We start from the raw sequence: 13,894 nt of genomic DNA, 5'->3' as shown, positions 1-13,894 counted from the left end.
AATTCCTGTTGTTTTCGTACATGGGGTGGTGCAGACCCTGGTGTCTGGAGCTCTATCAAGCTGGGTACCAAAATTCTCATTTATTTGCCTGGGATTATCGTAATGATACTCATAAATCTATCAATGAACAGCTTAGCCCGCTTTTCGATAATTATATCAATAGTGTGTTGAACGAAACGGTGTCAACGCTACTTTAGATTGACCACTTTTTGCTACTTTAAAATGTCCAGTTTTTGCTAATTTTCCTGTTGGGTTTCTATTCCAGGCGCCTGGATAATATCAGTCGTTTTTATAGGCAACATGCCTGCTTTGCGTTTATTTTTGAGTCGGTAGCTTTCTCCTTTAATATTCAATGTGGTTGAATGATGTAAAAGCCTGTCTAAAATCGCAGTTGCTAAAATGTGATCACCGAATACGTCCCCCCAATCAGTAAAACTTTTATTTGATGTGAGAATGATGCTCGCCTTTTCATAACGACGGCTCAATAACCTGAAAAATAGGCTAGCTTCTTCGCGATTCATCGGTAAATACCCGATTTCATCCAGTATTAATACCCTGGCATAGCACAGTTGCTGAAGTTGGCGTTCCAGACGGTTTTCTTGCTTTGCCTTCATTAAGGTACAGCAGAGTCTATCCAGAGGCATAAACAATACCCGATGCCCAGCTGTAGCTGCCTTGACAGCCAGCGCTATCGCCAAATGCGTTTTCCCTACCCCAGGTGGGCCTAACAAAATGACGTTTTCATGATGTTCGACAAACCTCAGCCCCGCCAGCTCGCGGATAATTTTCCTGTCTATACTTGGTTGGAAAGTAAAGTCAAATTGCTCCAAGGTTTTTATCCACGGCAAACGTGCTTGTTTTAACCGCGATTCCAAGCCTTTTTGGTGACGCCCGTTCCATTCCTGGGCTAATGCCTGCTGGAGAAATTCACGGTAGTTCAGTGCTTTCTTGGTGGCTTCTTCACATAAACTCTCCAACGCATCGCCCAGGTAATCCATTTTTAACCGTATCAACAAGTTTTCCATTTCCATCAGAGTAGCTCCTCATACACACTGAGCGAACGAGACGCTACTCGATTGACCTGTTGCCAAAGGGCTTGATGATGTTCTGGCACCTTTTGCCAGCCCTGCGTTACCTCCTGCAAGAGATGCGTCGCGAGCAGTTGCTCATCGCCGTAAATACGTAGCGTATTATCTAAACCGATACGAATATTAACCGCACGACCACACCAGAATGAAGGCACGCTATGGCACTGTTAACAAAGTTAAATTATTGAATAAAAAAGAATTTATAAAAATATTTAGGACGCATAAAATAATGATGAGATAAAAATAATACTTTTTGTGATCGGCTTCATCATTGAGAGAATTCGCCGATCGCTGCCATAAAAAATCGATTCATCTGTTTTTTTTAAAGAGGAACCGTTTACTTTGAATGCATTTAAATTATAATAATTTCAATAAGTTAAATGAATACACTTTGTTAACAGTGCCATAGCGATTACCTCTGACATCGATATAGCTGTCCCATGCCACTTGTCGTAGGTCGAAGTAGCTGGTATCGAAATCAGTCGCAGGGAGTGGCATCAAAGCTATTTTTTCCTCAGCAAAACGATTTTCCGGTGTCTGCTTGAATTGACGAAGATGACGCTGGTCTGCCACTTTCGCCAGCCACATCGCTAGCAGTTGATTAACATGAGCGAAACTCTCAAACTGACGGTAGCGAGTGAAAAAATTGTGTTTAACATAGCCCACCATCCGTTCGGTTTTGCCTTTCGTTTGCGGTCGATAGGGCTTACAGGCGCGAGGACTAAACCCATAGTGATTAGCCAGTTGCAGGAAGCCTGCATTGAACTCGATGTGGCCATTTTGTCCATGTTTGATAACAGCGGCTTTTTGGTTATCTACCAAGACATTTTTTACGCTGCCACCGAAGTAATTGAAGCTGCGAACCAGCGATTCATACGTGTGCTCAGCATCTTGCTTAGGGGCAGCAAAGACATGAAAGCGACGCGAAAAACCGAGCGTATTAACGGCAAAATTAACCGTACAGGCAGAGCCTGCCACCTCAACGATGATTTCTCCCCAATCGTGTTGAAGTTGATAACCGGGGAGGGTTTCAAAGCGTACCGTGTTTTTCGAGGCCCTGAGTGGACGCTTCGGATGAATATAACGTCGGAGCATCGCACTCCCGCCGCGGTAGCCTTTTTCACGGATTTCCTCAAAAATAACCGCCGCATTCCAAACCTGTTCACTCAACCTTGAATCGATGTAGTCTTTAAAGGGCTCGAGTTTAGCAACCTGTTTTTTACCGCATTTTGCTGTTGGCGGCGCAGGATAGCTAATGTGCCGTCTCACCGTCTTTTCTGAACACCCTATCTGATGGGCAATATCAACAATAAATGCCCCCTGTTGATGGCGTTGTTTTATCATGTAGTGGTCCTCTCTTCTTAGCATGCTTATTTCCCTCATGGCTTTGTCACCACAAAGGAAACTGCATTCTGGCTTGAGTGGACAAATTAAATTAGCAATTTACGGTCTTTTATCATTAGCGCTGACAACGGGAGCGAGCAAAGTTGATATTGTAGCTCATTCGTTTGGTAGCTTGCCAACAAGGTAGTTTATCAAATTTGGGGGAGGTTCAACAAAGGTACGTAATTGGATATCTATAGCTGGCTCCAACCACGGTTTAGATAGCATAAGAGGGATCGGTTTAACGATTAATAACTTATTCACTTCCGACCAAGGAGGCGCCGATATGCAATCGAGTTCCTATGTAATAAGAAAGCTCAACGAAGGAACAGAAACCCCCGAGCCAACAAAATACACAACAATTAGCTCAACCGGAGATGATCCATCATTTTTTGATATGTTAGGGAGTAGTTCTAGTAATTCTTCAGACAAAGTTGTTTCAATATCTAGTACCATCTAGTACCAAGTTGACTGGAGCAAACAACATCGTCATTCATGATGAAAATTTGGGGCATAACGCTTTGATCCGTGATGAGCAAGTCTTTTCCCATGTGCTTAACGTTCTTGGCTGTGATGCCTAAAACTGATAGAAAATGTAGGTCGTGACTCGAATTTGTTGATAAAGGGGGCGTTGGTGCATAGAGGTGTGAAGGTTGTTACTTCCCCCAAGGGGTTATGACTCTGTCACTTCCTTACAGGCGGAATGAGTGCTTGCTGCGGCCAAAAGCCGATTAAGAACGGCAACACCTATCGATGCTTCCGTCTTCTGTGCAGCCAATCCGCGAGCCCGAAGACGAGGTTCAATCAGTGTTTTGTAACACCCCATCATGGTCTCAACCAAGACTCGTTGACCGTAGTTTAGGGCTGTTTGCCAGGCGAGTCGCCCCTTGTTCTGGATCATTTCCAGGTGCTGATCGCGTTGGGTCGGTGGCTCTATCGTGCTACTAAAGCTGGGCGCAGTGATTGAAGAGAGCCGCGCCGATGCAGAAAAAGAAGCGGCAGAACGTGCGGCGCGAGAGGAAAAACGCCAGAAGCTTTTGCAGCTTATCGAAAAAGAAGGTTTCACCGCTGAAGATCTGTTAGGCTCAGCGGTAACAATCAACAAGAAGCGCAGAAAAAAACTAGCAGCTCCCGCCAAATACGAATTTGTCGAGAATGGTGAAACAAAAACATAGACAGGGCAAGGGCGCCAGCCAAAGCTTATTGAAGAAGCCCTGAAAGCCGGACGCAGCCTTGATGCGTTTTTGATTTCCGCAAGAATTGATTGAACAAAAAAGAGAAGGATCCGGCATAGACTGGTATTCGATGGCTAAAAAAGCAAGAATAAGAAAATTTTCTGAATACTCTGCCCTCAGAGCAAGTAAAGAGAAGGCAAAGCAGGGATTCACTGTCCAATGGAACGAAAACGTACTATAAGGGCTTCCCCGATTAGTCAACACCGGTTTTTTATTCTGTCTGGCTATCTATCACTGAAGTTAAAGGGATAAGACTGCGGTACTATAAACGGCCATGATGAATCATTATCGATTCGGACCCTGATGAAAGACGCTCGTGAGATTCTCGTTCGCTAAACGGATAATAATATCCAGTACTTTTACAGAAATGCCTCACGGGGGTCTAACCCTTTTACATCAACGCTGACAGTTCAGATAAGATATTTTTACTGCGTCAATTAAATTACTTATTGTAGAACCTGAAGTCATCACCATAAAACAGGGACGCCCAACATAAACGGGCATTTTTGGCTGCGATTGCCACAGCAGTACGCCAGTAACCTCGGCGGTTGATCAGCGAACTCACCCACTGACTGAAAGGATCTTGTTTCTTCTCCACACCAATCATGACAGAACGTGCTCCTTGGACAAGCAAGGTGCGTAAGTAGGCATCACCCGCTTTGGTGATTTTTCCCAGTCTGGATTTTCCCCCACTACTGTACTGTGACGGTGTTAAACCGAGCCAAGCTGCCAACTGACGCCCATTTTTAAAATCATGAGCAGTGCCAATACTAGCAACCAGCGCACTCGCCGTTGTTGGACCCACCCCTTTGAGTTTCATCAGATTTTGGCTGCGGCTATCCTGCTTAGCGATTGTTGCCAGGATGCGATCATACTCAGCAATTTTCAACTCGATGGCATCAATATGTTCTAGCAGAGTATCGATGCACTGCCGGACCCATCCTGGTAGGTTTTCCCTGTGCTCTGCAACCAGGCGGCGTAACGATTCCGTACGTTGTGGTGCAATGAAACCAAATTCAGAGACTAATCCACGAAGACGGTTATAAGATGCAGTCCGCTCTTCAATAAATCCCTGTCGGGTACGGTGCAAGCATTGCATTGACTGTTGTTCTTCATCTTTAACAGGAACAAAACGCATATGTGGCCGACGAACCGCTTCACAAATCGCCAGCGCATCCGCCGCATCATTCTTCCCGGCTTTACCTGCTAAGCGATAAGGAGAAACAAATTTAGGCGCCATGAGTCGGACGTTATGACCATACCGCGTGAATAATCTTGCCCAGTAATGTGCGCCGGAACAGGCCTCCATGCCGATCGTGCAAGGAGGTAAATTAGCAATTAGCTCTGGCAATGCGGTTCGAGGCACTTTAGGCTTAACGAGAACAGGAATACCATTTTTATCAACACCATGAACAGCAAAGACATTTTTAGCAAGGTCTATCCCAACGGTTGTAATAATCATAGTCTTCCCCTATATTCGAATTTTGGTTATCTTCCCCATAATGGCACAAAAGTGCGGACAGTAACCTTAATTTAGGGGAAGTCCCTTTCATTCGCTAAGCCCAATCATCTTCAATATGATAGAACGCGGGTGCACTTTAGGAGAAATTTAACTATGTTATCCAAATACCTTGACCCCAAGAATGATGTAGCCTTCCGAAAAATTTTCGGCACCGAAAAGAACAAAGATATTCTTATGCATTTCTTAAATGATATTTTAGGGTTTTCCGGTAGCAAACAGATAACCTCTGTTACTTTTTTAAGTACGATACAAGACCCCGATATCGCCGCTAAAAAGCAAAGCATCGTTGATGTACTCTGCCAAGATGATGAGGGGGTACGCTACATTATCGAAATGCAGGTTGCCAAGACGAAAGGATTTGAAAAACGGGCGCAATATTATGCGGCGAAAGCCTACTCTCAACAGGCAAACAGGGGTGACGAATATCAGAACCTGAAAGAGATTATCTTTATTGCTATTGCAGATTGTACCTTGTTTCCGGAGAAGACTCAGTATAAATCCGATCACATTATTCTTGATCGTGACAGTGGTGAGCATGATTTAAAAGATTTTTCCTTCACGTTTATAGAATTACCTAAGTTTAAGAAGAGCAACCCGAAAGATCTTGAATCAATAACAGAAAAGTGGTGTTACTTTTTCAAATATGCGGCGGAGACAGGACCTGAATGCCTTAAACACGTGATCGGCAAAGACACTATCATAGAAGATGCCTATGAGCAATTAGACCGTTTTTATTGGACAGAATCTGAGCTGATGAATTACGAACGAGAGCTTAAGCGAGTTCGTGATGAAGCAGCCATACTTGCACAAAAAATAGACGACGCAACTGAAAAAGGTATACAACAGGGCATACAACAAGGTATGCAACAGGGCATACAACAAGGTATGCAACAGGGCATACAACAAGGTATGCAACAGGGCATACAACAGGGAAGCAAGGAAACTAAATTTGAAATTGCCAGACAGCTTCTCGGTGACGGACTAGATCGGGCTGTCATTAAAAGATGCACTGGACTGTCTGACGAAGAACTTGACAGCTTGGCCTAGGCAGGGAGCTGAGACGGCATGACCCATTGACATGGGCAAGCCAATAAAAGTCGCTTATTAGCGGAAGCTGGGTTAACTTTTTTACAAGTACAGACAATGTAATATTCACATATCGAGTAGGGTGAGGCGTTAACGCCTCATCCCTCTCACAGGTAGGGTCGAACAATGGCGCGGTGATCAAATCACGACATTATCTGTGTGATTCATGGACATCGTTTCACTATAATAATCGTTATGAACAGAGAAATTCCGCAACGACTGCAGTGGATAGAACACTATGAGACATTAGGTGATGCGGGGGTAGACAAGTATAAATGCTACTATGCCGTCGTTGCGGAATTTCGCGCCCCACCACATTACGCAAATGGTGGCGTAGATACCAGGAGCGGGGGAGGGTGGGTTAAGTTTGAGCTACTACAAATCAAGTTAAACCTGTCGTGAAATTTCGACGTAAAGCGGACTTCATTCGCGATGAACGTCCTGTTCCAGGTGATGGGGTTCCAGGTGGGTACCTGCGAAATCGGTTCTGGTTTATACTAGTACACGGCCATTGATGACTGTACTCGTTACAGAGTTTTAAGGCTTTATCACCGTCGTACTGCGGCAAACACGCTGGATTTTATAGATTGCGTTGTAGAGGAAATGCCTTTCCCAATACAACGTATTCAAACTGATAGGGGAAGAGAATTTTTTGCCATTAAAGCACAGGAAAAACTAAAAGAATATGGGATTAAATTCCGTCCGAACAAACCGGCATCCCCGCACCTTTAATGGCAAAGTTGAGCGTTCCCAAAAAACAGACAAAGCAGAGTTCTACGCCACGGTGGATCTTACAGCCAGCAACTTGGATGACCTGTTAGCAGAATGGCAGCATTATTATAACTGACAACGTTCTCATAGCGCCCATAACGGAAAAACGCCGATGGAGCGCTATTTTGAACTCTCTGATCAGACTCCGTTCTCAGACGAGGTTATTGCTAATTACTGTCCAGAACAGGAACGCATTCAGGAGCAAAATTACAAGCTCGATCTTGCTCTTCAAAAAGTGAAACGATGTCTATGAATCATACAACCTGACAACTTCACTTCATATCAAAGCTTATGTGACCTATCTAGCTGGAGACACTTTCGGTACCTGGTCATGACAAGTCAGAGGAATCTGGATGCACAACTCAACCCCATTAATCACCACGATAGTTGGCGGCCTGGTGGTCGCCTTTTTCTTAGGAACACTGGCTCATCGCCTGCGCATTTCACCCCTGGTAGGGTACCTTACCGCAGGGGTCTTGGTTGGACCTTTCACGCCAGGTTTCATTGCTGATCTCTCGTTAGCGCCAGAACTGGCAGATATTGGTGTGATTTTGTTAATGTTTGGCGTTGGGCTCCATTTTTCTCTTAACGATCTCCTGGTAGTAAAATCTATCGCCATTCCCGGCGCCATCGCTCAAATTATTGTCGCTACCCTGTTGGGGATCGGTCTGTCGCATTTATTAGGTTGGGATCATGTGACCGGGCTGGTATTCGGCTTATGTTTATCGACGGCCAGCACAGTAGTCTTATTACGCGCTTTGGAAGAACGGCAACTGATTGATAGCCAACGTGGGCAAATAGCTATTGGTTGGTTAATCGTAGAAGATTTGGTTATGGTGCTAACGTTAGTACTACTGCCTGCTTTTTCAGGTGTCTTAGGGAACGAAAATAGCAGTACCCAGCAATTACTTACCGAATTGGCTATTACCATCGGTAAGGTCATCGCTTTTATCACATTAATGATAGTTGTTGGCCGCCGCCTGGTTCCTTGGATCTTGGCTAAAATTGCGTGCACCGGCTCACGTGAACTGTTCACACTGGCTGTGTTGGTGCTTGCGCTAGGCATTGCCTATGGCGCAGTAGGCCTGTTTGATGTCTCCTTCGCGTTGGGTGCCTTCTTTGCTGGTATGGTATTGAATGAATCTGAACTTAGCCACCGAGCCGCTCAGGATACCTTACCGCTACGTGATGCCTTCGCCGTATTATTTTTTGTCTCGGTTGGCATGCTACTTGACCCGGTAATCTTAGTGCGTGAACCCTTAGCGATTATTGCTGCGTTGAGTATTATCGTATTTGGAAAATCAATTGTAGCATTTATACTTGTTCGTTTATTTGGTCACTCAAAACGCACAGCCCTAACGATTTCGGCGAGTTTAGCGCAAATTGGTGAGTTCGCATTTATTTTAGCAGGATTAGGGGGCTCTCTCGGTTTATTGTCTGAATATGGTCGAAATCTGGTACTGGCCAGTTCGATCCTTTCCATTATGCTCAATCCACTACTCTTTAGTCTATTTGAGCGCTATTTGCGTAATACGGAAACAACGAAAGACCAAATTTTAGAAGAGACCGTTGAAGAAAAAAAAACAGATTTCCCTTAACTTATGCAACCAGGCTGTATTAGTGGGTTATGGCCGCGTGGGCAGTTTGCTGGGGACAAGGCTCAATGCTGAAGGGATATCGCTAATAGTGACTGTTCCCAGGGCGTTTATATGAACGCATCCCAACCACTTAACCAAGGGCTCGAGACTGAAAAGTGAGGTGTGGCTCCTCACAGATTTTCGGCATCATTGTGCCCATACGGGATGCACAGTGCTCTCAGAAACTGGAGGATCCACAAAATGAAATATACACCGGTTGGCGTAGATATCGCAAAACATGTGATTCAGCTCCACTTTATCGACGAGCACAATGGTGAGGTAGTTGACAAGCCGCTCCGTCGCCAGGCCTTTTTAGCGTTTTTCAGTAACCGGGCGCCCTGCCTGATAGGGATGGAAGCGTGTGGTGGTTCTCAGCACTGAGCCCATGAACTGGAAAAGCAGGGGCATAAAGTTCGCCTGCTTCAGGCTCGTTTTGTAAAAGTCTTTCTGATAGGTAACAAGAATGATGTGATGGATGCCCGTGCTATATGGCTCGCAGTGCAACAACCCGGCGAGGCAATTGCAGTAAAAACCGAAGAACAGCAGGCAGTACTGGCACTGCACAGAATACGCCGCCAATTAGTAAAATTTAGAACCGCCCAGATTAATGCTCTGCATGGCATGTTGCTGGAATTCGGCGAAACAATAAGTAAGGGTCGGGCTTCACTGGATAAATCTCTGCCATGGGCGCTGGAGCACCTGAAGGCACGACTGACTCCATACCTTATCACTATGCTGGAAGAATGTAATGGTCAAGTAAAACCGGACACTTTTTTAAGACACCTTGATTAATGGTATTCGCTCAAACTCCATGGGAGAAAGATATCCCAGTACACTGTGGGGACGTTTACTATTGTAATAAGCCAAATAGTCCAACACACTGAGCTTGGCATCATGGTGACCCTTCAGCACTTCGTAGTGCAAATATTCATATTTCAGACTGCGGAAAAAGCGCTCTGTGGGGGCATTATCCCAGCACTGGCCTTTTCTACTGTGGCTTGCCTGCATGCCCCTAACCGACAGATGCTGCCCGTATTCACGACTGGTGTACTGACTGCCTCTATCTGAGTGGTGAATTAGCCCCTTATTAGGTTTTCTACGCCAATACGCCATTTGTAGCGCCGCTAAACAGAGCTCAGTCCGCATATGCGCTGCCAGGGCCCAACCTACTATCTGGCGTGAGTATAAATCCATTACGATAGCGAGATACTGCCAACCCTGATAGGTACGGATGTAGGTGATATCGGTTGTCCACACCTTATTGGGTGTGTTCACGGTAAATTGCCGGTCCAGCAGATTGGGGGCAATCGTGTGGTTATGCTGACTGTCTGTTGTCACCCGGTAACGCTTCGGATAACGGGCGATTGAGGAGAGCATGGTTTTACCACCAGAACTGTTTTGTCGTGGGATCAAACCACACCAGGCAGAAAGTTGTCTACCATTGTTAAACTGGCCAGCATTCACTTCACTTAAAAAGGCAGCAGCAATAAGCGGCTCCACTCCCGGGATAGCGAGAAGGGCTTTATACCGGGGCTGCTGCTGACAGAGCGCCGCTATTTCCTGAGTTAGCGTGCTGATATGCTCATTCAGTGAATGCATGTTCTCCAACAGGGAAGACAATAAACGACGTAACACGAAGGATAAGCGGTTTTCCACATCTTCTAGGAGCTCAGGCAATTGTTGTTGCAAAATGTTGATACCAACAGGAATTGAAATGCCCTGTTCTGCAGCTAATGCCCGAATTTGATTTGAAAGGGCTGTGCGCTGTTCAACCATTAATTGACGCGCACTGCGGAGAGCTTTGATATCCAGCTGCTCAATCGTTTTAACCGTGACAAAATGGATGCCTGGTCGAAATGCTGTCTCACATATTGCTAACGCATCATTGGCATCGTTTTTTTGATGGCGTGCTAAGGCTTTCACGTGTTGCGTGGGGATCAGCCTAACGTTATAGCCCATCTCATTAAAAGTTCGCCCCCAATAATGGGACGTTCCACAGGCTTCCATCGCAATGAGTGTCCCTTCAGGAAACTGGCGCACAGTATCCAGCAGCTTACTGCGTGAGAGTTTACGATTCCAGGCAACAGAACCATTCTCTAGCCAGACACAGACTTGAAAAACAGATTTTGCTAAATCTATACCAACCACTTTAATATTATCCATGATGGATGCCCCTATTTGAATTAATTGGAAATAACTCAAGTCTGGCACTTTCTCTGCTAAGTGCTAGAGAGGGGTGTCCATCACATCATTACATATCCATCCAACGTATTATGGCACCGCGCCCCGCCTTCAGCGGGGGATACCGATAGAGAGGAAATATAATCATGATGGCACCTTATCCGCTAAAAATAAGCGTTTTTAAATGCCAAAGGGGGATCGATGAACCTGACCTTTAGTTGGCGAACCCTGGTGGGAACGCTGTTACTTATTACCCTGATCACCCTCGCGATGACGATCCAATCTCAGTACCAGGAAAACCGGCAACTGAAACGATCTAATCAAGCACTGCGCATTGAAAGGGACGCCGCGTGGGCGCAGCTAACCCACCATGAAAAGACAGGTGGCGCCGTGACCCTGGCCGCTAGAATGATAAATCACTTTGAAGGAGTGAGATATAAGCCCTATTTTGACGGTGGTGGCGTACTTTCTGTCTGTTATGGGCACACGGGAAACGATATTGCACTCAATAAAACTTACACCCAAGCAGAATGCAACAAATGGCTTAACGATGCATTTGGAAAGAAAAATGCGCGGGCAAAAAAATCATTCTTCATTTGTAAAAGTTTGAATTTAATCTGACATTTCGCTATGTTTATCCTAACGTGAAGGAGTGTTAGAAATGAATCAAACAGCAAAAATAATCAAACCGAAATTAGGCTTATTGGAACTGGCGAAACTATTGGGTAATGTTCAGTCAGCGTGTAAAGTCATGGGCTACAGTAGGGACAGCTATTACCGGTTTAAAAAGCTGTTGAGCAGGGAGGTGAACCAGCGCTGGTAGAGATAAGTCGTAAAAAACCACTCGAAAAAAACCGGGTAGAACCGCATATAGAACAAGCGGTGGTGAATATGGCTTACGACTATCCTGCTTATGGACAACACCGCGTAGCGAATGAACTCAACCGACAGGGGATAATGATTTCGGGCAGTGGTGTTCGCTCGGTTTGGTTGCGCCATGACCTAGAAAATATCAAGAAACGCCTTTCTGCCTTGGAAGCTAAGGTAGCGCAGGAGGGATATTTACTCACCGAAGCCCAGCTGCAAGCACTGGAAAAAGTGCAAGATAAACGGGAAGCACAGGGTGAAATTGAAACGCAACACCCGGGCTATCTCGGCTCTCAGGATACTTACTACGTGGGGCACATTAAAGGCGTCGGTAAAATTTATCAGCAGACCTTTATTGATACCTATTCCAGAGTCGCCTTTGCTAAGGTCTATACAGAGAAAAATGCCTTGGTTGCAGCAGATGTGTTAAACGACCAGGTGCTGCCATTCTATGATGAGCAAGCGGTTCCCTTATTGCGTATCCTGACTGACAGAGGCTCAGAATACTCGGGTAAAAAGGAAAACCATGCCTATCAGCTTTACTTGGAGCGAGAAGATATCGAACATACGCGGACAAAAGCGTACAGCCCGCAGACCAATGGGTTCTGTGAGCGGTTTCATAAAACGATGAAAAATGAATGTTATGACGTCATGTTTCCGCGTAAAATTTATTCATCATTGGAAGACATTCAGCAAGACATCGATAAATGGCTCACATTCTACAACACAGAGCGACCTCATTCAGGCAGGTATTGTTATGGCAAAACCCCCTGGGAAACTTGGATTGCATCAACAGAGTTAGTAAAAGAAAAACAACTCGATAATTTATTTAAACCATCGGACAGTCAGATTCATCTGACAAATTCCATGGCTTATATCGCCAAAATCACGATTAACCGGCCGCAAGTGCGTAATGCGTTCCGGCCACTGACGGTGAAAGAGATGATCTTGGCGTTAAGCTATGCCCGCTATGATGCGAACATTGGCGTGATTATTCTGACTGGCGCGGGGGATAAAGCCTTTTGCTCCGGTGGTGATCAGACAGTGCGTGCTGTTCTATATGACCAAAGAGGGGCAGGAGGGACGCAATGCCTTTATAGAGAAGCGTCGACCGGATTTTATCAAATTTAAACGTAATCCTTGATGCCCCACGCTTTTTTATGCTATTCTCCCATACAGATGCATATTATCATCAAGAAGATCACTCAGTAACCCCCTGTGTCAGCATAGTTGTCGCCTGTTAGTATTAAGGAGAACAACATGCCAGCAAACCCCGTGCCTATCAATATCAAGCAACAAGGGTTGCTCTAGCTTCAACCTCCGTATAATTGGTCTCACCGGCAAATAGCGAAGAAGCTAGACGTGAGCCCTTCGGTTGTTTCAAGATGGAGAAACGAGTTAATGAGTGATGGCCTATTATGTGAAGATGAGCGGTTTTTAAAGAATAACGAAGGTTGGTCCCCCGAGCAGCGCTTTGCTGTGGTTATCGAAAGCGCAGTGATGTCTGAAATTGAGCTGGCCGAATACTGTCGATATAAAGGATTGTTTGTTGAACAGGTTAAGGAACGGCGAACGGTTTCGATCCAGGCGCATGAGCTGAAAGCCCTAAATAATCATAAAGTTGATAAAGTCGTCAAAGAATACAGACAAAAGATCCGTGAACTTGAAAAAGAACTCGCCAGAAAAGAAAAGGCGCTTGCGGAAACGGCAGCCTTACTGGTGTGTTAAGGGAAAAGTTCAATGCCCTCTGGGACAACAGCGAGGACGCCTGATACCTCTCCCAGAGCGGCATAAAATAATTGATATGCTCAGAGATGCGATGAAACAGGGGGCTCGTAAGGCACCGGCATGCCAGGCCATTGGAATTTCAGTCAGAACAGTACAACGCTGGAGTAACAACCGTCACAACACCTTCCACATTGACAAACACCGTTACTCGGTGATCTTCTTGATGATAATATGCAGCAGAAAAACAGCGGTCATACTCTTAGTAATACCTTTTGAACCCTAACCCTCCTTTGGGTAAGACACACAGCGTGCGCACTACACTGCCCGTTGTTATCAAAACCAGTGGTAGCAGCCTAGCAGCAACAGAACCCAGAAAATAACTACCGACAACATTAT

General features: G+C 45.4%; 10 protein-coding genes and 7 pseudogenes. 11 read left to right on the top strand and 6 right to left on the bottom strand.

Annotated features, from left to right (window positions below):
• The first annotated feature begins 20 nt into the window (after positions 1 to 20).
• Positions 21 to 197, top strand: coding sequence for a hypothetical protein (locus AACL30_RS04370; RefSeq protein ID WP_339057835.1), 177 nt, complete (start codon positions 21 to 23; stop codon positions 195 to 197).
• Positions 198 to 236: 39 nt separating this feature from the next.
• Here the strand turns inward: AACL30_RS04370 and istB are convergent, their stop codons facing one another.
• The 3 genes and pseudogenes from istB to istA all read right to left on the bottom strand — a co-directional run.
• Positions 237 to 1,034 (bottom strand): IS21-like element helper ATPase IstB, encoded by a 798-nt coding sequence (istB, locus tag AACL30_RS04365; protein ID WP_339058365.1) that lies wholly within the window; start codon positions 1,032 to 1,034, stop codon positions 237 to 239.
• Positions 1,031 to 1,243 carry a hypothetical protein gene (locus AACL30_RS04360; RefSeq protein ID WP_339057834.1) on the bottom strand — a complete coding sequence of 71 codons (213 nt, stop codon included), beginning with the start codon at positions 1,241 to 1,243 and terminating at the stop codon, positions 1,031 to 1,033. The genes istB and AACL30_RS04360 overlap by 4 nt, the downstream gene beginning before the upstream one ends.
• A 250-nt stretch (positions 1,244 to 1,493) precedes the next feature.
• Positions 1,494 to 2,456, bottom strand: a pseudogene (istA, locus tag AACL30_RS04355) (IS21 family transposase); the annotation flags it as partial.
• On the opposite strand from istA, the gene AACL30_RS04350 reads away from it, so the two are divergent.
• On the top strand, positions 2,455 to 2,619 hold the full coding sequence (locus AACL30_RS04350) for a hypothetical protein (protein WP_339057833.1): 165 nt from the start codon (positions 2,455 to 2,457) through the stop codon (positions 2,617 to 2,619). The pseudogene istA and the gene AACL30_RS04350 sit on opposite strands and share 2 nt — an antisense overlap.
• Positions 2,620 to 3,144: 525 nt before the next feature.
• On the opposite strand, the gene AACL30_RS04345 is transcribed toward AACL30_RS04350, so the two are convergent.
• Entirely contained in the window at positions 3,145 to 3,372 is a 228-nt protein-coding gene (locus AACL30_RS04345; protein WP_050749334.1) for a hypothetical protein, read from the bottom strand.
• Between the two features lie 46 nt (positions 3,373 to 3,418).
• Here AACL30_RS04345 and AACL30_RS04340 point away from each other — a divergent pair.
• Positions 3,419 to 3,739, top strand: a pseudogene (locus AACL30_RS04340) (H-NS family nucleoid-associated regulatory protein); the annotation flags it as partial.
• A gap of 409 nt (positions 3,740 to 4,148) precedes the next feature.
• Here the strand turns inward: AACL30_RS04340 and AACL30_RS04335 are convergent.
• Positions 4,149 to 5,168, bottom strand: coding sequence for an IS110 family transposase (locus AACL30_RS04335; protein WP_339057811.1), 1,020 nt, complete (start codon positions 5,166 to 5,168; stop codon positions 4,149 to 4,151).
• A 153-nt stretch (positions 5,169 to 5,321) separates the two neighbouring features.
• Here AACL30_RS04335 and AACL30_RS04330 point away from each other — a divergent pair, with 153 nt between their 5' ends.
• The 4 genes and pseudogenes from AACL30_RS04330 to AACL30_RS04315 form a co-directional block, all read left to right on the top strand.
• Positions 5,322 to 6,275, top strand: a complete 954-nt coding sequence (locus tag AACL30_RS04330; RefSeq protein ID WP_339057832.1) for an Rpn family recombination-promoting nuclease/putative transposase — start codon at positions 5,322 to 5,324, stop codon at positions 6,273 to 6,275.
• 234 nt (positions 6,276 to 6,509) lie between these two features.
• A pseudogene (locus AACL30_RS04325) lies at positions 6,510 to 7,338 on the top strand (integrase core domain-containing protein).
• Positions 7,339 to 7,438: 100 nt separating this feature from the next.
• Positions 7,439 to 8,774 (top strand): annotated as a pseudogene (ybaL, locus tag AACL30_RS04320) (YbaL family putative K(+) efflux transporter); the annotation flags it as partial.
• Positions 8,775 to 8,923: 149 nt separating this feature from the next.
• A pseudogene (locus AACL30_RS04315) lies at positions 8,924 to 9,463 on the top strand (IS110 family transposase); the annotation flags it as partial.
• 33 nt (positions 9,464 to 9,496) lie between these two features.
• Here the strand turns inward: AACL30_RS04315 and AACL30_RS16385 are convergent.
• A complete protein-coding gene (locus AACL30_RS16385; RefSeq protein ID WP_422389574.1) occupies positions 9,497 to 10,885 on the bottom strand; it encodes an IS3 family transposase in 1,389 nt (462 codons plus the stop codon).
• A gap of 219 nt (positions 10,886 to 11,104) precedes the next feature.
• Here AACL30_RS16385 and AACL30_RS04300 point away from each other — a divergent pair, with 219 nt between their 5' ends.
• From AACL30_RS04300 to AACL30_RS04285, 4 genes and pseudogenes are all read left to right on the top strand, one after another.
• Complete coding sequence (locus tag AACL30_RS04300; protein WP_422389573.1) at positions 11,105 to 11,524, top strand: glycoside hydrolase family protein; 420 nt, start codon at positions 11,105 to 11,107, stop codon at positions 11,522 to 11,524.
• A 40-nt stretch (positions 11,525 to 11,564) separates the two neighbouring features.
• Positions 11,565 to 12,598: pseudogene (locus AACL30_RS04295) on the top strand (IS481 family transposase); the annotation flags it as partial.
• 48 nt (positions 12,599 to 12,646) lie between these two features.
• A pseudogene (locus tag AACL30_RS04290) lies at positions 12,647 to 12,820 on the top strand (enoyl-CoA hydratase-related protein); the annotation flags it as partial.
• A 312-nt stretch (positions 12,821 to 13,132) separates the two neighbouring features.
• Positions 13,133 to 13,498, top strand: coding sequence for a hypothetical protein (locus AACL30_RS04285; protein ID WP_339057831.1), 366 nt, complete (start codon positions 13,133 to 13,135; stop codon positions 13,496 to 13,498).
• The last annotated feature ends 396 nt before the right edge of the window (positions 13,499 to 13,894 follow it).

The organism is Candidatus Regiella endosymbiont of Tuberolachnus salignus, assembly GCF_964020115.1.
In the GTDB taxonomy this organism is placed as follows: domain Bacteria; phylum Pseudomonadota; class Gammaproteobacteria; order Enterobacterales; family Enterobacteriaceae; genus Regiella; species Regiella insecticola.
This window is presented reverse-complemented; position numbering and strand designations above follow the sequence as displayed.